The organism is Sphaerisporangium aureirubrum (assembly GCF_042658925.1).
Taxonomy (GTDB): Bacteria; Actinomycetota; Actinomycetes; order Streptosporangiales; family Streptosporangiaceae; genus Sphaerisporangium; species Sphaerisporangium aureirubrum.
This window is the reverse complement of the sequence record NZ_JBHSRF010000043.1, coordinates 33,576-54,407: the sequence shown is the minus strand read 5'-3', so window position 1 is coordinate 54,407 and position 20,832 is coordinate 33,576. Positions and strand designations below refer to the sequence as shown.

Annotated in this window: 24 protein-coding genes; 13 read left to right on the top strand and 11 right to left on the bottom strand. The window is 71.3% G+C overall.

Going from position 1 to position 20,832, the window contains the following annotated elements:
- Window positions 1-7: 7 nt before the first annotated feature.
- Window positions 8-1,315: an MFS transporter gene (locus ACFP1K_RS25260; RefSeq protein WP_380757600.1), complete on the bottom strand. Its 1,308-nt coding sequence runs from the start codon at window positions 1,313-1,315 to the stop codon at window positions 8-10.
- A gap of 74 nt (window positions 1,316-1,389) precedes the next feature.
- On the opposite strand from ACFP1K_RS25260, the gene ACFP1K_RS25255 reads away from it, so the two are divergent.
- The 5 genes from ACFP1K_RS25255 (at window position 1,390) to ACFP1K_RS25235 (ending at window position 4,159) form a co-directional block, all read left to right on the top strand.
- Window positions 1,390-2,004, top strand: a complete 615-nt coding sequence (locus ACFP1K_RS25255) for a helix-turn-helix domain-containing protein (RefSeq protein ID WP_380757598.1) — start codon at window positions 1,390-1,392, stop codon at window positions 2,002-2,004.
- An 83-nt stretch (window positions 2,005-2,087) separates the two neighbouring features.
- Window positions 2,088-2,591: a DinB family protein gene (locus ACFP1K_RS25250; RefSeq protein WP_380757596.1), complete on the top strand. Its 504-nt coding sequence runs from the start codon at window positions 2,088-2,090 to the stop codon at window positions 2,589-2,591.
- A 68-nt stretch (window positions 2,592-2,659) separates the two neighbouring features.
- Window positions 2,660-2,866 carry a hypothetical protein gene (locus ACFP1K_RS25245; RefSeq protein ID WP_380757594.1) on the top strand — a complete coding sequence of 69 codons (207 nt, stop codon included), beginning with the start codon at window positions 2,660-2,662 and terminating at the stop codon, window positions 2,864-2,866.
- Between the two features lie 109 nt (window positions 2,867-2,975).
- Window positions 2,976-3,827 carry a helix-turn-helix domain-containing protein gene (locus ACFP1K_RS25240; RefSeq protein WP_380757592.1) on the top strand — a complete coding sequence of 284 codons (852 nt, stop codon included), beginning with the start codon at window positions 2,976-2,978 and terminating at the stop codon, window positions 3,825-3,827.
- A gap of 74 nt (window positions 3,828-3,901) precedes the next feature.
- The gene (locus tag ACFP1K_RS25235; protein WP_380757590.1) at window positions 3,902-4,159 is read left to right on the top strand and encodes a hypothetical protein; all 258 of its coding nucleotides are present in this window, start codon (window positions 3,902-3,904) and stop codon (window positions 4,157-4,159) included.
- A gap of 22 nt (window positions 4,160-4,181) precedes the next feature.
- On the opposite strand, the gene ACFP1K_RS25230 is transcribed toward ACFP1K_RS25235, so the two are convergent.
- Genes ACFP1K_RS25230 through ACFP1K_RS25220 form a run of 3 tightly spaced genes read right to left on the bottom strand, consistent with a single transcriptional unit; the run spans window position 4,182 to window position 8,348 of the window.
- The gene (locus ACFP1K_RS25230; protein ID WP_380757589.1) at window positions 4,182-5,567 is read right to left on the bottom strand and encodes an aspartate aminotransferase family protein; all 1,386 of its coding nucleotides are present in this window, start codon (window positions 5,565-5,567) and stop codon (window positions 4,182-4,184) included.
- Entirely contained in the window at window positions 5,551-6,729 is a 1,179-nt protein-coding gene (locus ACFP1K_RS25225; RefSeq protein ID WP_380757587.1) for an aromatic ring-hydroxylating oxygenase subunit alpha, read from the bottom strand. Before ACFP1K_RS25225 ends, ACFP1K_RS25230 begins: the two co-directional genes overlap by 17 nt.
- Window positions 6,726-8,348: a phytoene desaturase family protein gene (locus ACFP1K_RS25220; RefSeq protein ID WP_380757585.1), complete on the bottom strand. Its 1,623-nt coding sequence runs from the start codon at window positions 8,346-8,348 to the stop codon at window positions 6,726-6,728. Before ACFP1K_RS25220 ends, ACFP1K_RS25225 begins: the two co-directional genes overlap by 4 nt.
- Before the next feature lie 159 nt (window positions 8,349-8,507).
- Here ACFP1K_RS25220 and ACFP1K_RS25215 point away from each other — a divergent pair, with 159 nt between their 5' ends.
- From ACFP1K_RS25215 to ACFP1K_RS25185, 7 genes are all read left to right on the top strand, one after another.
- Window positions 8,508-9,722, top strand: coding sequence for a polyamine ABC transporter substrate-binding protein (locus ACFP1K_RS25215; protein WP_380757583.1), 1,215 nt, complete (start codon window positions 8,508-8,510; stop codon window positions 9,720-9,722).
- Window positions 9,723-9,924: 202 nt separating this feature from the next.
- The gene (locus ACFP1K_RS25210) at window positions 9,925-10,809 is read left to right on the top strand and encodes an ABC transporter permease (protein ID WP_380757580.1); all 885 of its coding nucleotides are present in this window, start codon (window positions 9,925-9,927) and stop codon (window positions 10,807-10,809) included.
- Window positions 10,806-11,654, top strand: coding sequence for an ABC transporter permease (locus ACFP1K_RS25205; RefSeq protein ID WP_380757578.1), 849 nt, complete (start codon window positions 10,806-10,808; stop codon window positions 11,652-11,654). Before ACFP1K_RS25210 ends, ACFP1K_RS25205 begins: the two co-directional genes overlap by 4 nt.
- A 14-nt stretch (window positions 11,655-11,668) precedes the next feature.
- On the top strand, window positions 11,669-12,841 hold the full coding sequence (locus tag ACFP1K_RS25200; RefSeq protein WP_380757576.1) for an MFS transporter: 1,173 nt from the start codon (window positions 11,669-11,671) through the stop codon (window positions 12,839-12,841).
- Between the two features lie 102 nt (window positions 12,842-12,943).
- Window positions 12,944-13,312 (top strand): effector-associated constant component EACC1, encoded by a 369-nt coding sequence (locus ACFP1K_RS25195; protein WP_380757574.1) that lies wholly within the window; start codon window positions 12,944-12,946, stop codon window positions 13,310-13,312.
- A 160-nt stretch (window positions 13,313-13,472) separates the two neighbouring features.
- Window positions 13,473-13,934, top strand: coding sequence for a hypothetical protein (locus tag ACFP1K_RS25190; RefSeq protein ID WP_380757572.1), 462 nt, complete (start codon window positions 13,473-13,475; stop codon window positions 13,932-13,934).
- A gap of 8 nt (window positions 13,935-13,942) precedes the next feature.
- Entirely contained in the window at window positions 13,943-14,074 is a 132-nt protein-coding gene (locus ACFP1K_RS25185; RefSeq protein WP_380757570.1) for a hypothetical protein, read from the top strand.
- A 4-nt stretch (window positions 14,075-14,078) separates the two neighbouring features.
- Here the strand turns inward: ACFP1K_RS25185 and ACFP1K_RS25180 are convergent, their stop codons facing one another.
- The 4 genes from ACFP1K_RS25180 to ACFP1K_RS25165 form a co-directional block, all read right to left on the bottom strand.
- A complete protein-coding gene (locus tag ACFP1K_RS25180) occupies window positions 14,079-14,855 on the bottom strand; it encodes an SGNH/GDSL hydrolase family protein (RefSeq protein WP_380757568.1) in 777 nt (258 codons plus the stop codon).
- A 20-nt stretch (window positions 14,856-14,875) separates the two neighbouring features.
- Window positions 14,876-15,445 (bottom strand): PadR family transcriptional regulator, encoded by a 570-nt coding sequence (locus ACFP1K_RS25175; protein WP_380757566.1) that lies wholly within the window; start codon window positions 15,443-15,445, stop codon window positions 14,876-14,878.
- A gap of 83 nt (window positions 15,446-15,528) precedes the next feature.
- Window positions 15,529-16,695, bottom strand: a complete 1,167-nt coding sequence (locus tag ACFP1K_RS25170; protein WP_380757564.1) for an acyl-CoA dehydrogenase family protein — start codon at window positions 16,693-16,695, stop codon at window positions 15,529-15,531.
- A gap of 31 nt (window positions 16,696-16,726) precedes the next feature.
- Complete coding sequence (locus ACFP1K_RS25165; protein WP_380757562.1) at window positions 16,727-17,182, bottom strand: nuclear transport factor 2 family protein; 456 nt, start codon at window positions 17,180-17,182, stop codon at window positions 16,727-16,729.
- A gap of 88 nt (window positions 17,183-17,270) precedes the next feature.
- Here ACFP1K_RS25165 and ACFP1K_RS25160 point away from each other — a divergent pair, with 88 nt between their 5' ends.
- Window positions 17,271-17,849: a TetR/AcrR family transcriptional regulator gene (locus ACFP1K_RS25160; RefSeq protein WP_380757559.1), complete on the top strand. Its 579-nt coding sequence runs from the start codon at window positions 17,271-17,273 to the stop codon at window positions 17,847-17,849.
- A gap of 41 nt (window positions 17,850-17,890) precedes the next feature.
- Here the strand turns inward: ACFP1K_RS25160 and ACFP1K_RS25155 are convergent, their stop codons facing one another.
- The 3 genes from ACFP1K_RS25155 to ACFP1K_RS25145 form a co-directional block, all read right to left on the bottom strand.
- A complete protein-coding gene (locus ACFP1K_RS25155) occupies window positions 17,891-19,462 on the bottom strand; it encodes an IS1182 family transposase (protein WP_380757623.1) in 1,572 nt (523 codons plus the stop codon).
- Between the two features lie 70 nt (window positions 19,463-19,532).
- Window positions 19,533-20,177, bottom strand: a complete 645-nt coding sequence (locus ACFP1K_RS25150) for a TetR/AcrR family transcriptional regulator (protein WP_380757556.1) — start codon at window positions 20,175-20,177, stop codon at window positions 19,533-19,535.
- Between the two features lie 81 nt (window positions 20,178-20,258).
- Window positions 20,259-20,717: a hypothetical protein gene (locus ACFP1K_RS25145; protein ID WP_380757554.1), complete on the bottom strand. Its 459-nt coding sequence runs from the start codon at window positions 20,715-20,717 to the stop codon at window positions 20,259-20,261.
- Between the last annotated feature and the right edge of the window lie 115 nt (window positions 20,718-20,832).

Here is a 20,832-nt window from a genome sequence, read left to right as displayed (position 1 = left end):
CGCACGGTCAGGCGGGGACGAGCTTCTGGTCGGCGGGGACGGCTCGGGCGATCACGGTCACGGCGATCAGGCAGATGGCCACGGAGGTGAGGAAGACGGTGGGAAGGGTGGTGAGGTCCGCCAGGAGGCCGCCCGCCGCGGCACCTATCGGCATGCCGCCCATGCCGATCAGGCGGTAGGCCGAGTTGACGCGGCCGAGGAGGGGGGTGGGGATGAGGCGGTGGCGCAGGGAGACGACGATGACGTTGGACATGGCGCCGGTGATGCCGATGAGGACGGCGGCGGTGTAGGTGGGGAGTGGGTGCGGGAGGAGGACGGGGGTTAGAAGGAGAAGGCTGTTCGTCAGCCAGGTGGCGAGGAGGGTGGGCTTGTCGCCGAGCAGGCGCAGGAGGGGGGCCGTCGTCAGGGAGCCCAGGAGGGCGCCGGTGGCGATGGCGGTCATCACGAGGCCGTAGCCGCCGGGGGTCAGGCCGATCGGGGAGTCGTCGCCTACGGCCCACAGCACGAAGACGGCCCAGTAGGCGGCGTTGGCGGTGTTGAGCAGGCCCGCGGCGACGGCCACGGCGCGCAGGACGCGGTGGCCGCGCAGGTAGCGCAGGCCTTCGGCGATGTCGGCGCGGAGGGGGCGGGGGGACGGCGACACGTCCTGGGTACCGGCGGAGACGTCCTGGGGACGGGTCGAGACGTCCTGGGGACGGGTCGAGACGTCCTGAGAGCCGGCCGAGACGTCCTGGAGATGGTGGGAGTGGGGGTGGAAGTGGCCGCGCATGCCCAGTAGGAGGGTGGCGGCGGCGGCGTAGAGGGTGGCGGGGGTGAGGAAGAGGGCGGTGGTGCTCAGGGCTGCCAGTACGCCGGCGGTGGGGCCGCCCAGGAAGTCGTTGCCCACGGTCTGGGCGCCTACTATCCGGCCGTTGGCGGTGGTCAGTCGGTCGGGGGGGACGGTCATGGGGAGGATCGACTGGGCGGAGGTGTCGGAGAAGACCTCGGCTGTGCCGGTCAGGAGGAGGGCGGCCAGGAGGAGGGGCAGGGTCAGGTGGCCGAGGGCGGTGGCGGCGGCGGTGAGGGTCAGGGCGCAGGCTCGCAGGGTGTTGGTGGCGATCATGATGCGTCTGCGGTCGTGGCGGTCGGCCATGGCGCCGGCGTGGAGGGCCAGGAGCAGCCAGGGGAGGGTCACGGCGGCTCCGGTCAGGGCCACCAGGGACGGGGAGCGGGTCAGGGTCACCGCCAGCAGGGGGGCGCCTACCTTCAGGACGCCGTCCGCGAGGTTGGACAGGGTGGTGGAGGACCACAGGTAGGCGAAGGTCCTGGTGGGCATCGCGGCTCCTCCGATAGAGTTTGTGCAAGGAAAACTGTGCATAGGTTTGTTTGCAAAGATAGGTGTGCACGCCCATGGAAGGCAAGTCGTTCTCCGCGCGCACCCTCGACGCGGGCGCGCTGAAGTCGTTCGCGCATCCCACCCGGCTGCGCCTGTACGAGCTGCTGGACGAGCACGGGCCCTCCACCGCGACCCGGCTCGCCGAGCGGCTGCGGGAGAACACCGGCGTGACCAGCTACCACCTGCGGGAGCTGGCCAAGCACGGGATGATCGAGCAGGTTCCGGGGCTCGGCAAGGGCAAGGAGAAGTACTGGCGCGTCACGCCGGGAGGCTTCTCCTTCGGGCCGCCGCCGGACGACGGGGCCGACACGGTGTCGGCGGTGGAGACCCTGATGGACCACCTCGTGCGGCAGCGCGGCGCCGAGCTGGCCCGGTGGCGGGCGGAGGAGGCCACGCTGGCGCCGGGGTGGGCCGAGGCGAGCGGGCTCACCCGTCGTTCACTGCGGCTGACCCTGGAGGAGGTGGAAGAGATGTCCCGCCAGGTGCACGAGGTGCTCGCCGTCTACCGCGAGCTGTCCGACCGCCGGGGGGGCGAGTCCCCGGTCACCCCGGATCCCGCCATGGCAAGGGTCGTCGTCCACTTCGACGTGCTGCCGGCGCGGCCCGGGGAGGCACCCGAGGCCGGGTGAGAGCCGGCGAGGGCGTACGGGCACGTCAGCGGCGTGGAATAACGATTGGACACGGGAGGGATCGTCCAGCATGCTCGGCCAGCGTGACACGAACCGACATGCCGGACGCCTGGGACGAACGGGCGATGCTGGAGACGTTTCTCGACTACACCCGCGCCACCGTGCGCGCCAAGTGCGAGGGGCTGAGCGACGAGCACGCGCGCAGCGCGCCGCTCGCGACGTCGCCCCTGATGACGATCAGCGGGCTGGTGAGCCATCTGCGGTGGGTGGAGTACTCCTGGATCCAGGTGCGCCTGTTCGGGGAGGACGACCACGGGCCCTGGACCGACGAGGACCCCGACCGGGAGATGCGCATCGGGGTGGACATCCCGCTGAAGCAGCTGCTGGGTGAGTACGAGGAGCAGAGCGAGAAGTACCGGCGGCAGCTGGCGGACATGGACCTGGACACCCGGGCCGTGAAGCCCACCCGGGCCGGGGAGCACGTGAGCCTGCGATGGATCTACCACCATCTGATCGAGGAGACCGCCCGGCACAACGGTCACATCGACATACTCCGCGAAATGGCGGACGGGGTGACCGGAGACTGACCCACCCAGTGGGCCGACATGCTCTACAATTGCGCGCAATTGCGGCAACTGCCTTCGGGGGAACTTCCATGCGCCTGCGGTTCTTAGGATCCACGTCGGAGGCCGGAGCCTGCCCGTCGCTGTACGAGACGGACCGGGGCACGATCGTCGTGCAGGGGCTGGCGGTGACCGACCCCGAGGCCCGTGCCGACCTGCTGCACGTGCTGGACGGGGAGGACGCCGTCGAGGTGCCGCGGGAACTGCTCACCGAGATCGCCCGCCGTCTGCTTCTCTAGCCCCACCTGCGGGAACATCTCTCTGATCACGAATAGGGAGATCCCTATGGCGGTAGCGGGCCCCCGGGTCTACCCTCAGGCAGGTCCGACGGCCGAGCCGGAGGTAGGTGTGAGCGGCTTTCAGCAGGCGCGGGTCCATCTGGGCACGCAGCTTCGGCAACTGCGCGAAACCGCACAACTGTCGGGCAAGGATCTCGCGGCACGCCTCGGCTGGCAGGCGTCCAAGGTGTCGCGCATCGAGAACGCCCGGCAGAGCGCCTCCGAGGAGGACGTGGTCGTCTGGGCCCAGGCGGTGGACGCGCCGTCCGAGGTGATGGACGAGCTGATCGCGCAGGCGATCACGCTGGTGGAGCGGCAGGACTCCTGGAGGCAGCGGCACAAGAGCGGGCTGGCCGCGCTCCAGGAGGAGGTCCGCGAGCTGGAGTCCCGCACCCGCCTGCTCCGGGTGTTCGAGCCCGGCCTGATCATCGGCCTGCTGCAGACCGCCGAGTACGCCCGGCACATCTTCGCCAAGGTGCGCCGTGTGCAGGGGTCGAGCGACGACATCGACGCGGCCATCCGGGTGCGGATGCGCCGGCAGGAGATCCTTTACGACCCGGCGCGGCGGTTCCACTTCCTGATGCCCGAGGCCGTGCTGCGCTACCGGCTGGCCCCGGACGAGGTGATGCGCGGCCAGCTCGACCGGCTGCTGGCCGTGACGACGCTGCCGAACGTCGAGTTCGGCCTCATCCCGTTCGAGGCGGAGCTGCCGTCCGCGCTGCTCAACGGATTCTGGCTCTACGACGAGACGCTGGTGGGGGTGGCCACCCGGACCAAGGAGCTGGTGCTGCGCGACCCCGACGAGATCACGTTCCACGCGGCGGCGTTCGAGGAACTGAGGGCGGTGGCGGCGTTCCAGGAGCAGGCGCGGGAGCTCATCGTCCGCGTTCTGGTCGAGTACTCAAAACAATCGGAGCCTTAATCCGCACAATTGCTTGCCGAAAATGACGTGATCATGCAATCCTTACCTCCCGGGATGATGCGGAGGTGAGGCCGGTGCTGGACACCATGTCATCCCTTGAGCTCTTCGCGGACTCCGCCCGCACCCACATCGACCTCTCGGTCAGGGTCGTCCACGGCACCCCGGCGAGCGTGCGCGTGCGCAACCGCTTCAGCAGCAACCTGCACGAGATCGTCACGTGCAGCTCCCAGGGCGCGTTCGTCACCTCCTGGGGATACCGCCTCGGCACGGTGGACGACATCGAAGCCGCGGCCGGCCGGCTGGCGTACCTCCTCGCCGCGCTGCCCGCCTGAGCCGCCCACCGCGCGAACACGGTCACCGCGGGCGCAGGCTCGACGCCATCCGCTCCAGGTTGCCGACGAACCGCCGCACGTCCGCCTCGGAGTGCTGCACCGACACCGTCCACTGCTCGCACTTGCCCCACGGCGGCAGGAACACCCCGCCGTTGTGCTGGTACAGCCAGTGCGCGTTGCCCCACTGGTCGGGGTACAGCACGAAGTCGCGGTAGTCGCGCAGCGGCCGGTCGTTGAAGACGACGGCCCCCTTGGCGCCGTAGGAGCGCACGTGGCCGGGCAGCCCGTACCGGTGCATCACCTCCTCGGCGCCGTCGGACATCACCCGCCGCAGCCGCTCGAAGTGCCGGTACGCCCCGTCGTCCAGGACGTCGAGCAGCATGGCGCGGGCGGCGGCCATGGTGAGGGGGTTGCCGTTGAACGTGCCCACCTGCTCGTAGGTGCCGTCCGCGATCCTGTTCATCAGCTCGGGCACCCCGCCGATCGCGCCGCAGGGGATGCCGCCGGCCAGCGCCTTGGCCAGGCAGATCAGGTCGGGCACCACCCCGGACCACTGCGTGGCCCCGCCGGGCGAGACGGCGAGGCCGGTCTTGACCTCGTCGAACGCCAGGTAGGCGCCGTGCCGGTGCAGCAGCCGCTTCAGTCCCGCGAGGTAGCCGTCCGGCGGCGAGATGAGGCCGATGTTCATCATGATCGGCTCGATGATCATGCCGGCGATCTCGCCGGGGTTCTCCACCAGCAGCCGCTCCACCGGCTCCAGGTCGCCGAACGGCACCACCAGCGTCAGCTGCGCCAGGGCGGGCGGCACGGCCCGGCCCACCGGCACCGAGTAGGGGCGCTCGGCGGGGCCGGACAGCACGGGGTCGGGGTACACCGACACCTGCACGCTGTCGTGGTGCCCGTGGTACGTGCCCTCCACCTTGATGATCTTCATTCGGCCGGTGACGGCCCGCATCAGATGGACCGCGTCCATGGTGGACTCGGTGCCGGAGTTGCCGAACCGCCACAGCGGCAGCCCGAACCGCCGGGCCAGCTCGCGCGCCACCACGACCGCGTCCCCGGTGGGCTGGGCGAAATGCGTGCCCCGGCGCACCCGGTCGGACACCGCCTCCACGATCGCCGGGTGGGCGTGGCCCGCGAGGCCCACGCCGAAGCCGCCGTGCAGGTCGACGTAGGAGGTGCCGTCCACGTCCACCAGCCGCGAGCCGGTGCCGTGGGAGACCCACACCGCGCCGGGCGGGGCGTCCTGCCAGTTGGAGGCGACGCCGCCGGGCAGCACGTCGGAGCTGGCGGCGCGGACCCGGCGCGACTCGGCGGTGCGGGAGAGGAAGACGGCCTCCTCCTCGGCGATCAGGCGGTCCAGCAGGCTCAGATCTCGTTCGACGATGGAGTCACTGGCGACGGACATCTTCGTTCCTTTCGACCGCCGGCAACCGGCCGGTCAGGTATGCGGCGCCGACCCAGGCGATCCATTGGTAGGTGACCTCCTCCTCGGGGGCGAGCGGGCCCGGCACGTAGCCGCGTGAGGCCACGCCGCGCTGCACGCCTTCGCACGCCTCCCAGTCCTGCCGGTTGGTGACGTCCCAGAAGTCCACCGCGTACGACGGGTCGGTGCCCGCCGCCTCCGGCGGGAACAGCCACTGGCAGGTGACCTTGGTACGCCCCGCGGCGACCGGTTCGAGCACGTGGGTCATGACGTAGTCGGGGTGCATGCTGATCAGCAGGTTGGGGAAAAGCTGGATGTACTCGACCTTGCGCCGCAGCGATCCGACGATCCCCCGCAGGTACGTCCCGCCGGACGCGCCGGTCATCGACATGGTGTCGGCGCCGTCCACCAGGGTCATGCTGCCGCCCGCCCACAGCCCGGTGGGCGGGTAGTTGTCGCCGCTGTCCGGCGGGGAGACCCGGCACAGCTCCGGGTGGATCGCCGGGCAGTGGTAGCACTCGTGGTAGTTCTCCACGGCGAGCTTCCAGTTGGCCGCGAGGTCGTACTCGTGCGTGGCGGCCACCACCAGGCGTTCCATCTCGTACGGCGCGACGATCTCCTCCAGGCCGGCCAGGTACTCCCGCAGCGGCGGCGCGTCGCCGGAGGCGTTGACGAAGACGAAACCGTGCCACTCCTCCACCACGGCGGGCACCAGGCCGAGCCCCGTCGTGTCGTAGGCGTCGCCGTGGTCGCGGGGCAGGCGGTGCAGCGCGCCCTTCAGGTCGTACACCCAGTTGTGGTACGGGCAGGCGATGAGGCGGCCGGTGGCCCGCGAGCCGCACGGCAGCAGTTCGTGGCCGCGGTGGCGGCAGACGTTGTAGAAGCCGCGCAGGGTGCCGTGCTCGTCGCGCACCAGCAGCACGCTGTCGTCGCCGACCGCGACCGCCATGCGCGAGCGCGGGCCGAGGTCGGCGGACCGCCCGGCGCACACCCAGCCGCCGGACAGGATCACCTCCCGCTCGAACGCCAGCACGTCGTCGGACAGGTACGCGGCGGCGGGCAGCATCGTGCCCGGCGCCTTCATGCAGGCCCGCACCTGGTCCAGGTCGAGGGGGGCGGTGCGCCCCCGGGCCGAGTTGGTCATCGACGCCACCTCCGGTCGCGCAGGATTCGCTTCGAGCACAGGTATCCGGCGATGCCGGTGACCCCGCCACCGCCGTGCGTGGCGGAGGAGCACTGGTAGAGACCGCGGACCGGCGTGGTGTAGTCGGCGTAACCGGAGGCCGGGCGCAGGTGGAACAGCTGGTCGGTGGACAGCTCGCCGTGGAAGATGTTCCCGCCGATCAGCCCGTACTCCCGCTCCATCTGGTGCGGGCCGATCACCTGCCGGTGCAGGACCGACGCCTTGAAGCCGGGGGCCAGGTCGTCGTACAGGCCGATCACCCGGTCGGCGTAGGCGTCCAGCTCGGCCTGGTGCGGCTCGGCGGACCAGGTGTGCGGCACCCACTGGGTGAACATGGACATGACGTGTGTGCCCTCCGGGCACAGGCTCGGGTCCAGGACGGACGGGATGACGCTGTCGGAGAACGGCGCGGCGGCCGGGCGTCCCTCGCGGGCGTCCTGGAAGGCGCGCTCGACGTACTCCAGGTCGTGGCACAGCTCCACCGAGCCGCTCAGCTGCTCCGGCGCCAGGTCGGGGCGCGCGGTGAAGCGGGGCAGCGCAGACAGCGCGATGTTGATCTTCACCACGCCGCTGCGGGACCGCCAGCGCTCGATGTCGGTGACGAAGTCGTCCGGCAGCTCGGCGCGCTCCACCTGCTCCAGGAAGGTGATCCTCGGGTGGGTGGCGGCGACCACCACCGGGGCGGTGAACTCGCGGCCGTCGGCGAGCGCGACCCCGCTCGCCCGGCCGCCGCGCACCAGGATGCGCTCCACCTTCGCGTCGGTGAGCACGTGCGCGCCGAACGCCTCGGCCGAGCCGCGGATCGCCGCCGAGACCGCGCCCATGCCGCCGATCGGGTAGCCCCAGCCGCCCATCTTGCCGTCGCCGACGTCGCCGATGGTGTGGTGCATCATGACGTACGCCGTGCCCGGCTCGGCGGGACCGGCCCAGGTGCCGATCACGCCGTTGATGGCCATGGTGCCCTTGACCTGCGGCGACTCGAACCACTCGTCCAGCAGGTCGGAGATGGACATGGTGAACAGGCGGACCGCGTCGGCGGTGCCGCGGGTGGACAGGCCGCGCATGGCCCAGGCCAGGCGCAGCTGCTCGATCAGGTCGCGGGGCCGGGCCGAGCCGATGTTCGGCGGGGTCTTCATCAGCAGCGGGGCGAGCACGTCGCCGACGCCGCGCAGCCACGCCTCGTAGCGGGGCATGGCGTCGGCGTCGCGGCGGCTGAAGGCCGCGAGCTGCGTGTGGTCGTGAGCCTCGTCCCCGGTGAGCAGGAGCGACCTGCCGTCGGGGAAGGGCATGAAGTCGGGGCCCATGGGGACCACCCGGTAACCGTGCTCGGGCAGTCTCAGGCCGTTGACGATGGTCGGGGGCATGAGGCTCATGACGTAGGACAGGGCGGTGACCTTGAACTCCGGTCCCCACGGCGTCTCGGTGGTGGCCGCCCCGCCGGTCACGGCGCGGGACTCCAGTACGAGGGGCCGTAGACCTGCCCTGGCGAGGTAGGCGGCGGCGACGAGGCCGTTGTGCCCGCCGCCCACGATGATGGCGTCGTAGGTGCTGCGCGGTGCGATGTCCGCTCTCCGGTCCACTGGCCGGGCCCTTCCTGCCACATTCGCGGGTTCCGTTCACCCGTAACGACCTGGAAAACTTGGCCTGAGAGCCTTGTGGCTGCAGACCCTCGCCTCCAGACTAACTGGTTAACCAGTCAGTCTGGCAAGAGGTGACCTGACGCGAGAAATGAGCCGCGCATGCCCCCCCACCCCCGCGAACCTCTGGACCGGCGCCGATTCCTGCTGGCCGCCGGGCTGATCGGGCTGACCGCGGCCTGCGGCGACCGGCCGGGACGTCCGGCCGCCGGCGCGTCCACCGTGCCGCTCAGCCGGCCGAGCGCGCCCGCGCAGCTGCCCCTTCACGCCGACGTGCCCATGATGGCCGCCGGGCTGCCACCCGAGCGGGGCGGGAAGCTGAAGCTCCTCAACTACGCCGAGTACATCTCCCCCGACGTGTGCAAGGCGTTCGGCAAGGAGCACGGCGTCGAGGTCGAGGTGACCACGTTCACCACGATGGACGAGATGGTGGCCAAGCTGCGCACCGCCGGGGAGGGCTTCGACGTGTGCTTCCCCACGCCGGACGTGGTCGGCAAGGTCGCGGTGGGCAAGCTGCTTCAGCCGCTCAACGCCTCCTACCTGCCCAATCTGGCCAACGTCTGGCCGCAGCTGCGCGACCCGTTCTACGACCAGGGCGCGCGGTACACCGTGCCCTACAACGCCTACACCTCCGGCGTCGGCTACCGCGCCGACCGGGTGTCCACGGTCCCCGCCAACGGCTACGACCTGCTGTGGGACACCGCGTACAAGGGCAAGGCGTACCTCATCGACGACGCCCGTGAGGGCCTGGCGCTGGCGATGCTCCGCAACGGGGTCACCGACATCAACACCGAGGACCCCGCCAAGATCAAGCAGGCCGGCGCCTGGCTGGCCGAGCTCGTCCCGCGGACCAACATCAAGCTGGGCATCCTCGCCTACCAGCTGGTCGCCGAGGGCCAGGCCACCGTCCACCACTGCTGGTCCGGCGACATGGTCAACGCGCAGTCCTACCTCCCCAAGGGCGTCGACGCCGACGTCCTCGGTTACTGGTACCCGGAGGGCTCCACCGGCATCGTCGGCACCGACACCGTCGCCGTGCCGCGCAACGCCCCCAAGCCGGTGCTCGCCCACATGTTCCTCAACCACCTGCTGGACACCAAGGTGGCCGAGAGCAACTTCTCCTACACCGGTTACCAGCCCGCCCTGACCGCCATCACCCCCGACAAGATGGTCTCCGACGGCTTCGTCACCGAACAGCTGAAACCCACCATCGTCACCCCCGACGTCTACGCCCGCAGCCTGCAGATCCTCCAGATCAGCCCTCCCGGCGAGGCGCTGTGGAACGACGCCTGGGCGGCCTTCAAGGCCGGCCGGTGACCACCGGCCCCCGTGTCCGCAACGGGACAGTTCGTTCGCACCGGTCGTAGCGGTCTTCGAGCGCGGGTAACGGACACCGGGGCGGCACAACGCCGAGCGGTCGTAGGACGATAGGGATCCGTATGTGGAGACGGCGAAGCGGGTGAGGGCTACGGACACGCGTACGGCGGCCACCGGGAGGACGGCCGGAAGCCGGGGATCGGTGGCGCGCACGGGACTGTGGGCGGCCCTCGCGGCACCGGGGACGCTGTGGATCCTCGCGCTGTTCGCGGTGCCGTTCTACGCGGTCGCGGCGGTGGCGTTCGGGTACACCGACCCGATCTTCAACGCGCCGGTCCCCGAGTGGGACCCGAGATACTGGGACTTCACCACGTTCAACGCCGTCCTGGAACGCAGCCTCACCGGCGACCTCCAGCCGGTGTTCCTGCGCACCCTGCTGTACGTGGCGCTGGCCCTCGGAGCCTGCGTGCTGGTCGGCTACCCGGTGGCCTACTACCTGGCCAGGCACGCGGGGCGCCGCAAGGGCCTCCTGCTGGCCCTCGTCCTGGCCCCCTGGTGGGTCAACTACATCACCCGGATGCTCGCCTGGCTCAACCTCCTCCAGGACGACGGCTACGTCAACGACCTCCTGATGGCGGGCCACCTCGTCAGCGAGCCCGTCCGCTGGCTGTCGGGAAACCCCTACACGGTGATCTTCGCCCTGGTCTACGGCTACATCCCGTTCTTCATCGTCCCGCTGTTCTCCACCCTGGACCGCGTGGACGAACGCCTCCTGGAGGCCGCCAGGGACCTCGGATGCACCGGCCCGAGGGCCTTCTGGCACGTCACCCTCCCCCTGTCCCGCCACGGCCTGATGACCGCCGCCGCCATCACCGCCCTGCCGATGTTCGGCGACTACTACACCACCAACCTGGTCTCCGGCTCCCCCACCACCACCATGATCGGCAACCAGATCGAGTTCTACCTCCTCGGCGGTTCGAGGAAGGAACTGGGCGCCAGTCTGGTCCTCATCCTCTCCGCCCTGCTCATGGCCCTCATGGCCTACTACCTGATCGCGACCCGCCGAGCAGAACGCGACCTCACATGACCCGCAGACGCCCCGCCGCCCGCCGCAGGCCGATCGTGCTCGCCACCCTCACCTGGCTGTACGTCGTCTGGTCGATCGTGCCGGTCCTGGTGGCCGTGCAGTTCTCCTTCAACGCGGGACGCTCGCGCAGCACGTGGCAGGGCTTCTCCCTGCGCTGGTACGCCGGAGACCCGTCCTCGGTGGCCGCCGACCCCGGCCTGCACACCGCGCTGTTCAACAGCCTGGTGCTGGCCGCCCTCACCACCCTGGTCGCCACCCCGCTCGGGGTGGCCCTCGCCATCGGCCTGTCCCGGTGGCGCGGGCGCACCAGCAAGGCGGCCAACGGCCTGATGCTCCTGCCCCTGGCGACCCCCGAGATCGTCATGGGCAGCGCCCTCTACCTGGTCTTCACCAACCTGTACCTGTTCGTGCCCCTGGGCCGCCCCGCGCAGGTGCTGGGCCACGTCACCTTCTCCATCTCCTACGTGGTGGTGATCGTCCGCTCCCGCCTGGCCTCCATCGGCGACGAGTACGAGACCGCCGCGCGCGACCTCGGCGCGAGCCGCGCCACCGCCCTGCGCCTCATCGTCCTGCCGCTGCTGGCCCCCGCCGTCTTCGCCGGCGCCATGATCGTCTTCGCGTCGTCCATGGACGACTTCGTCATCAGTGCCTTCCTGTCCCCCGACGCCTCCTCGGTGACCGTCCCCATCAAGCTGTACAGCGCCGTCCGCGCCGCCCCCAGCCCCGCGCTCAACGCCCTCGCCACCCTCCTGCTGGCCGCCTCCGCACTCGCCCTGCTGCTCGCCTGGCTCGTCCTGCGCCGCCGGGGCTCCACCGCCGCCCTGCGGGACATGGCCTCGATGTGATGCGCCGCTGACTGGTGGCGCGGGCTTCCCTCACGGCCCTGCTCGTGGCCGAGGTCGTCTCGGTCACGGGTAACCACGCCACGCGGCTGGCCCTGCCCTGGTTCGTCCTGGAGACGACGACGTCGGCGAGTCAGATGAGCGCGGTGCTGGCCACCCAGATGGCCTCCATGGCGCTCTGCGGCATCCCGGCGGGGACGTTCGCCGCGCGGTTCCCGCCCCGGCGGGTCATGCAGGTGTCGGACCTGGCGCAGGGGATGCTGATCGGACTGGTGCCGGTCCTGCACGGGGCGGGGATGCTCTCGTTCCCCGCGCTGCTCGTCGTCGTCTTCCTCGTGGGCTCGTTCTTCGCGCCGTACCACGCGGCGCAGCGGGTGCTGCTGCCGTCCCTGGTGGGGAACGACCAGCGGGCGCTGACGCGGGCCAACACGCTGCTCGTCGGCGCGGCGCGCAGCGCGGCGCTGCTCGGCCCGGCGGTGGCGGCGGTGCTCATCGCGGAGGTGGGGGCGGCACAGGTGCTGGTGCTGGACGCGGTCAGCTTCGTCGCGGCGTCGCTGCTGGTCACGCTGTCCGTGCGGGACGGGAACCCGGCCGCGCCGGGGCCGGCGAGGGTGTTCGCCGGGGTGGTGCTGACGGTGCGGGACCGCGTGCTGCGGCCGTGGACGGCCGGGCAGTGCGCGTGCGAGATGGCCGTGCAGATCGTCCTCGCCGCGATCCCGGTGATGGCGTTCCTGCGGTACGGCGGGGACGCGCGCACCGCGGGAGCGCTGCTGATGACGTTCGGCGGGGGCGCCGTCGCGGGCAACGTCGTCGTGCTGGCGCTGCTGCGCAGGTTCACCGGGGCCCGGCTGATCGTGGCGGGGTGCGTCCTGGAGCCGGTCGCGCTGTGGGTGCTGGCCGTCGACACGCGCCTGGTGACGCTGGGCGTGGTGCTGCTGCTCGCGGGGGTGTTCCTCGGCCTGATGAACGGTCCCGGGGCGGCGATGCAGATCGAGCGCATGCCGCCGCACCTGCGTGCCCAGGGCATGTCCGCCTTCGTGACGGTCGTGCTGGCGGCGGGCGCCGTCGGGCTCGCGATCAGCGGGCCCGTCGCGGAGACCCTCGCGCCGCGCGCGGTGTTCGCGATCGTGGCGGCGCTCTACACGGCGGGTTCGCTGCTCACCGTCGTGGCCACCACCCGCGCGGCCTGACCCTGTTCGCCGGGCGATCCACCGCCGGTGCGGGAGTCATCGATTTCGGGGACTCCTGCGTCACACTGATGGAGAATGGGCGGACTTTATCGAAGAGGGCATATGACGTTCGTGGTCACCATATGGTCGGAGAACGCGGGGGAGTTGCGGGGCCTGCACACCTGGGTGATCAAGGAGCCGTTGATCCGGGGCCGGGCGCGGATCGTCGCGGTGGAGCCGGACGGCGACCGGCTGGGGCCGGTGGCGGACTCCCTGCAGGTGGCACTGGGGTCCGGGGACGCGGTGGCGGCGTTGGCGGGGATGGTCGTCAACTGGCTGGGGACCCGGCCGGAAGAGGTCACGGTGCGGCTGACGCGGGGAGACCGGGAGATCGAGGTTTCCGCGAAAGGCGTGAAATCACTCACCTCTGATGGAGTGCCGGAGTTGACGACACGCCTGGCCGAGGTGTTAGACGGGGACAACCGGCAATAAGGGGGCCCATAGCAGACAAAAACGATTACTTACCGGTGATAGCGGTATTCGTCCTGGGCGCTGATTCTCCGGCGCCGGTCCGCCGGGCCGATCCTTGCCGGGGGGCTGCGCCGGTGTGATGCTTGGCCGATGGATGCGGTCCAGACCATCATGGACCCTGGTGACCCCCCTTCTCACCCTCGTGGCCACCCTGATCGCCGTGGACGGGTGGCTGAGCTCCCGGCGGGGACGCGATCGGTCACCGCGGACCGTCGTCCAGGATCCCGTCCCGCAGTACTGTGCTCCCCCGCAGAGCCCCGTCCACCCTTCGTACGCCCAGTCCCCCGCGCCGGGCGTATACGTCCCGCCCGCGCCCTCGTACCGCTCGCCGGTCGGCGGGGCCGTTCCGTGGATCGTGGCCCTGGTCCACGTCCCCGTGCTGTTCATCGGGTGGTGGCACGTCGTCGGCTGGGAGTCGATCCTGGCCGAGTACACGGGCCGGGTCCCGGCGGAGACCGTGGACGCCATGCCCGTGAGCGCTTTCTTCTTCGTCCTCTGCGCGGCGCTGATCTGCCTGCGGCTGGCCCGGACGGGCGATCCCGCCTCCGGGGAGTTCCGGCGCCGGTCTACCTGGGGTTCCTGATCGCCGACGTGGTCACCGCCGCCGTCCTCGTCGTGGCCAGGGACCAGATCTGGAACTACTCGTTCCTGCCCGCCTTCGCGTTGTTCCTCCTGCTGGCGGGCTGGTCCCTCCCCCAGGGGCGGCGCGGCGCGGGCCGCTAGCGGTCTACGGCAGGTCCGCGAGGACCGGGCTCAGCGCCGGGCGTTTGGGGGCGCGGCCGTCGCCCGAGGAGCGGCCCCGCACGCGGCGGACCGCCCACGGGCCGAGGAACGACGCGGCCCAGGTCAGTTCGGCGCGGGCGCGGCGCCAGGACGGCGTGGGCGGGAGGAACGGGAGCGGGTCGGACCAGGTGGGGTCGCTGCCGGGCAGGCCCAGGGTGTGGGCGACGGCGGCGGCGATGCGGGCGTGGCCGAGGGGGGCCGCGTGCAGGCGGTCGGGGCTCCACAGGCGGGGGTCGGTGGTCACCTGGTGGGGGAAGGTGTCCACGAGCAGCGCGCCGTGGCGGTGGGCCGCGTCCCGGACGTGGTCGTTGAGGGCCAGGACCCTCGGGCGCAGGCGCCGGACCAGGGGGGCGATCTGTCCGACGTCGGGATAGGTGAAGGTGACCACCCGGGCGCCGGAGGCGGTGAAGGCGGCCAGCATCGCCTCCAGCTCGGCGGCGACGGCGCGGGCGTCGAAACCCGGCCTGATCAGGTCGTTCATGCCCGCCATGACCGTCACCAGGTCCGGTTCCATGGCCAGGGCGGCCTCGGTCTGCTCGGCCCTGACCCGCGCGGCCACCCGGCCGCGGATCGCGAGGTTGGCGTAGCGGAACTCCGGCTCCCCCACGGCCAGCATCTCGGCGAGCCGATCGGCCCAGCCCCGGTAGCCGGCCGTCTCGTCGCCGTCGTTCAGCCCCTCGGTCTGGCTGTCCCCGACCGCGACGTATCTCAGGTATCCCATCGGGCCCGCTCCCCCTTCGATCACTTGCTTCCGGTGGCGGCCGAGCGCCGCGCCAGCACGGCGAGGGCCCACTCGCCCCAGCGGCGGTTCTCCCGTTCCAGGGACAGGCCGCGGGTCAGCGTCAGGTAGGGGCCGACGCGCTCGGCGTGCGCCAGGAACTCGTCCTCGGTGCGGCCGTCCAGCATCCGGGCGCGCAGCCGGTCGAACCGGGCGATCTTGGCCTCGGCCCAGGCCATGCGCTCCTCGATGGCGGCCCGTACGCCATCGGCGTCGCCGGCGTCCACGGCCTGGACCATGACCCACAGCTCGTCGCGGACTGCCCCCGGACGCGGCGGCGTGGCGGTGAACTCGCGCAGCACCCGGCGCCCGGCATCGGACAGGGAGAACAGCCGTTTGTTGGGACGGCGCTCCTGCTGGACGACGTGTGCGCGGACCAGGCCCTCGGCCTCCATCCGCTCCAGCTCCCGGTACAGCTGCTGGGGCGTCGCCATCCAGAAGTTGGCCACCGAGGCGTCGAACCCCTTGGCCAGGTCGTACCCGGACGCCTCGCCCTCCAGGAGCGCGGCCATCACGGCGTGGCGCAACGACATGGCGCCAACGATATCGCCGAGTTGATTACCTGTCTCGTCACCTATTCAACGATGTGACTAATCACACTCGCCGAGAGGCCCGGTCAGGCGATGACGGACGGGACGCCGCGGCGGGTCATGGAGCGGGCGATGATGAGGCGCTGGATCTCGCTGGTGCCCTCCCAGATGCGGTCGACGCGCAGCTCGCGCAGGAACCGCTCGGCCGGGGTGGTGCGCATGTAGCCGCGGCCGCCGAAGGTCTGGACGGCGCGGTCGGCGCAGCGGCCGGCGGCCTCGCTGGCGAAGAGCTTGGCGAGGGACGCCTTGGCGTGCACGATCTTGGGGTCGGCGCCGGAGTCGGTGAGCTCGGCGACCTCGTAGACCAGCAGGCGGGCCGCGGCGGCGTCGGCGGCCGAGTCGGCGAGGGGGAAGGCGACGCCCTGGTGCTCGATGATGGGCACGCCGCCCTGGACACGGGTGGTGGCCCAGGCGACCGCCTCCTCCAGCAGGCGGCTCATCGCGCCGACGCAGTGGGCGGCGATGCCGAGGCGTTCCTCCACGAACCACGCGCGCTGGATGTCGTCCGCGGCGCCGAGGCCGCCGAGCACGGCCCCGGGGCCGATGCGCACGCCGTCCAGGCGCAGGGTCGGGTGGCCGTGCGGGAAGGTGTGGGTGAACGGCGGGTCGTCGGCGAAGGACAGGCCCTCGGTGCCGGCGTCCACGATGAACAGCGTGGGGCCGTGGCCCTGCGCGATCGCCACCACGATGTGCGCTGCGGCGACGTCGCCGCTGGTCACGAACCACTTCTCGCCGTCCAGCACCCAGCCGTCGCCGTCGGGGCGCGCGGTGGTGGCGATGCCGGAGGGGTCGGACCCGGCGTGCTCCTCGGTGACGGCGTACGACAGCCAGCCCTCGCCGCGCAGCGCGGGGCGCAGGTAGCGGTCGATCTGCTCGGGCGTGCCCGCCGACAGCACGTTGTAGGCGTCCGGCACCCACCACCACAGGCCGTTGGTGTTGCGGCCGAGCTGCTCGTGCGCCACGACGTAGTCGACGGCCGACCAGCCCTGGCCGCCGTGCCCGGGGGCGTGCCTGCCGCCGTTGAGGCGGGCCCGCACGGCGGCCTTCATGATGCCGTCCACCACGTCGGCGGGCAGGCGGCCGCCGGCGCGCTCGGCGGCCTCCTCGTGCGGGAGCAGTTCGTTGTCGACGAAGTTCCGGGCCCGTTCGCGCAGCTCGGCCTGTTGCCGCGTTAGCCGTACCAGGGAAGTCATGGCACCACCAGATCACTGTTACGCTGACTGGTCACCCAGTCAACTCAGTGCGGCGACCGGTGTCAATAGCGTTCCCCGCCCCGAGCGACGCCAGCAGGTCCGGCAGCCCTCCGGTCGCGGCGGCGATCGCGATGGCGTTCTGGTACTCGCGCCAGTGCACGACCTTCCCGTCCCGGGCACGCAGCACACCGATGAACGGGGCCCAGGCCTCGTGGTCCGTGCCCGGGAGCGCGCCGCCGAGCTCGTACTCGACCACGATCACCTCGGGGTCGGGGGTCTCGTGCACCACCACGCCGCGGCGCCGCAGCTCGAACGGGAAGGTCGCCCGTGCCGGGCGGGCGAAGGCGAGCCACGCGTCCCGGCCCTCCCAGCGGCGCGGCCGGCCGGGCGGGGCGAACGGGGTCTCGACGACGAGGTCCTCGGCCAGGAGGTCCTCGTCGGCGCCGAACACCTGGAAGCTCTCGAACAGTTCACGGGGCGTGGGCATGGCGAGTCCCTTCGGCCGGACTAAGATGAGTGGCTACTCATGATGCAAAATAATGAGTGATGACTCATGTTGTCAACGGACGGGACCCATGCCTGAACCAGCACCCCTGCCCCTGCGGGCCGACGCGCGGCGCAACCGGGCGCGCATCCTCGCCGCGGCCGAGGCCGTCTTCGCCGAGAAGGGCGCGCGGGCGTCCACCGAGGAGGTCGCCGCGCGGGCCGGCGTGGCGATCGGCACGGTCTTCCGGCACTTCCCCACCAAGAAGGACCTGCTCCAGGCGATCGTCAAAGACCTGCTGGAACGGCTCACCGGGGAGATCGGCGCCTTGGCCGCGGACGGCGACCCCGCGACGTCGCTGTTCGTCTTCTTCGGCGGCATGGTGCGGCAGGCCGCGGCCAAGAAGACGGTCGCCGACCTGCTGGCCGCGGACACCGGCGTCGAGCTGGAGGTCACCGGGCCGGTGCTCACGCTGCGCTCCGCCGTCGAGACCCTGCTGCTGCGCGCCCAGGAGTGCGGCGCCGTGCGGCCGGAGATCCGCCTCGACGAGGTGCTCGCCCTGCTCACCGCCACCTGCCAGGGCGCGCTGCGCTCCGGCTGGGACGCGGGCCTTCAGGAACGCACCCTCGCCATCGTCTTCGCCGGCATGCGCGGCCGGCCCCCGGACTAGAAGACCGATGAAGATCTTGGATTGTCAGGTGGTGCTGTCTTTCAGGGCATGGTCGTGATTCGCCAGGCGACGCCATCGTGGTGGAGTCCAAAGCTGATGAGGGTGCGCAGGTTGAGGGCGGCGGCGCGGGTGTGGAGCCAGGCGTTGTTCTTGATGGTTCCGATGTACCGGAGGCGGCGGTTGCCTCGGTGGACGAGCCAGGCGACGGCGCGTTCGACGGGTGGTCGCCAGCGGCGGTAGGCGGCCTGCCAGTCGGGATCGGTTGCGGCTTGTCGGCGGGCGGCGGCCAGATCGTCATGGTGTGGCCGGATGGTGAGGATCCGCCCGGACTTGGCCGTGGTGCATCGGGGGCGGAGCGGGCAGCCGGTGCACTGGCCGGTGAACAACGCCTTGCGCTGCTGGTAGCGGCCCGCCGGTGCCGCCAGCGGGACCTGGTGCCCGGCAGGGCAGGTCACCGTGCCGGCGGCGGTGTCGATGAGGAAGTCGTCGAGGCTGAACCCGCCGGGGACGGCGGTCTTGAGCGGTGCCGGTTTGACGAACAGCCGGTGACCGGCCTGCTGCAGGGCCTGACGGGTCACTGCGGCGGAGTAGGCGCTGTCGGCGAAGACCTCTACCGGGTCGTCCTCGCGGGCCAGAAGGGGCAGGGCGAGGCTGGACTCGTGGTGGGCGGCCCCTGCGCCGGGGGCCAACACCACGGCGGTGAACAGGCCGGTGTGGGGTTCGACCGCCAGGTGGGCTTTGTATCCCTCCTGGTGGTGGCTGCGGGTCTTGTGGACATGGCGGGACTGAGGGTCGACGGTGGAGACCACACGGTCGACAGCGGTGCCGCGGGCGATACGCCAGCGTCCCTCGCGGCCGTCGCCGTCGGGTTCGACGTCCTGCCCGGCGACCAGGGCCAGCAGCCCGGCCGCATGGGCGGCCTTGTCGTCCAGGCGCTGGGCGGGCAGGTGCTCCAGCAGATGCAGCGCGTCTTTGACCAGGGCATCGAGGAGGTCGGCGCGGGCGTGTTCGTCGTTCCAGGCGATCGGCGGTTTGGCGGTGGTGGTGTAGTCGGTGGCGGTGCAGCGCGCGGCGGCGATGTCGGCGGCTCCGGGGACGTGGCGGATCACCGCGCGGATGGCGGCGATCAGCTGGGTGATGGTGTCCTGGGTGGCGACCGCGTCATCCAGCACGGCCGAGTCCAACGCCCGGCGGTGGCGTCCGGCAAGCACCCCGGTGGCCTTGACCACCTCCCGCACCACCTCAAAGACCCGCTCCGGGCGCGTCGTGCGGGCCAGCCGACGGCGGAAGTAAGCCAGCAGCGACGGATCGAAGGCGGTGTCGTGCAGCCCGAGCCCGCATGCGGCCTTCCACCGCAGGTCACAGCGCAGTTCCTGGACGGTGTCGAAGTCCGATAAGCCATGCAGGCTCTGCAGGATGATCGCGGCCGCCAGGATCTGCGGCGGCATACTCGGGCGACCGTTGGCCGAGGGATACATGTCGGCGAACATCGACGCGGGGAACAACCGGTCACGATGCTCGGCCAAGAACGCGAACACGCTCCCGGACGGGATCAGCTCCCGGCAGGTCTGCCACACATCCGGCCCGATCGTCTCCCCGGCCCACTGCCCCATCACCACGGGACACGAGTCTGGCCCCGCTGATCACGCGGCGAGGCCAGAACACAAGATCTTCATCGGTCTTCTAGGCGGGGAAGGCGGAGCGGGGCAGGCCGACCTCGCGGGCCGCGGCGATGCGGGCGTGTTCGAGGACGCGTTTGCGGGACAGGACGCTGGGGTGGAGCGTGTAGCGGATGATCAGGCCGTCGAGCATGCCGTCGAGGCGCTCGGCGGCGCCGAGGGGGTCGTCGCAGGTGAACTCGCCCGACTCGACGCCGGCCTCGATGACCTGGTGGACGGCGCCGATCCAGGCGGACTCGAGCTCCAGCATGATCTCCTGGAGCACCGCCTCACGCAGGCCGGCGGCGAAGGCGTCGATCCAGAGGATCCAGCTCTGGTCGGCGCGGGTGCGCGGGATGTAGTAGCGCAGCACCCGGTCCAGCCGCTCGACGGCCGGGCCGGTGCCGCGGACGATCTCACCGAGGCGGACCACCTCGCCGTCGATGGTCGAGCGGAGCATCGCGGTGATCAGCTCGTCCTTGGTGGCGAAGTGGTAGTGGATCAGGCCGCCGCTGACGTTGGTCGCCTTGGCGATGTCCGCGACGCGGGTGCTGGAGATGCCGCGCTCGAGCACGACACGCCGCGCGGCGTCCAGCAACTCGGCCCGGCGCTGGTCCGCCTGGTCGGCCCTGCTGCCCCGCATCCCGGGCGAACGCTCGGCACTCTGCACGGCTAGATGCTACTCCGTAACCGCTCCGCGTAACGGCCCCGACGCCGGCGGCAGGCCCTTCCCCATCGGTGTTTTTTCCCGTCAGACGATCTCGATCTCGATCTGCTGCCGGTTCTGGTCGAGGTACTCGTTGCGCCCTCCGGCGTGACGGCGTTCCCCGTCGGAGAAGAAGAGCGTGACCGACACGTTGAACTTCCACGTGTCGTGCCCGCGCCCGCCCTGCGGGTGGATGCGGATGACGAGCCTGCCGCCCTTCATCGACGACCAGGTCCCGCGTCCCGTCACCGTCAGCCCGTACGGCCCGTCGTCCTCGTCGTCGTCCCAGGTGTCGTCGCCGAAGTGCTCCTCCAGCGTCGCCACCTCGATCCCGCGGTTGTCCCGTATCGAGGTGAACAGCTCGGTGTTGTGATCCTTGTCGTCGTCGTTGGTGTGATAGAGCACCTCGACGGCGGTGAGCGTCGCCTCGTCGGCCCGGGCCACCCCCGGCCCGCCCAGGGCGACCCCCAGCCCCAGCGCCACGGCGATTACGGTCGTACGCACCCCACGTCCCATGATGAATCCTCGTCTCGTCGATACCGGGGGGAACGCGGGCCCACCGGCGGGCGGACGGGCATGACCGCCCGGCCGCCGGCCCCGATGACCTTCCGTGTGCACC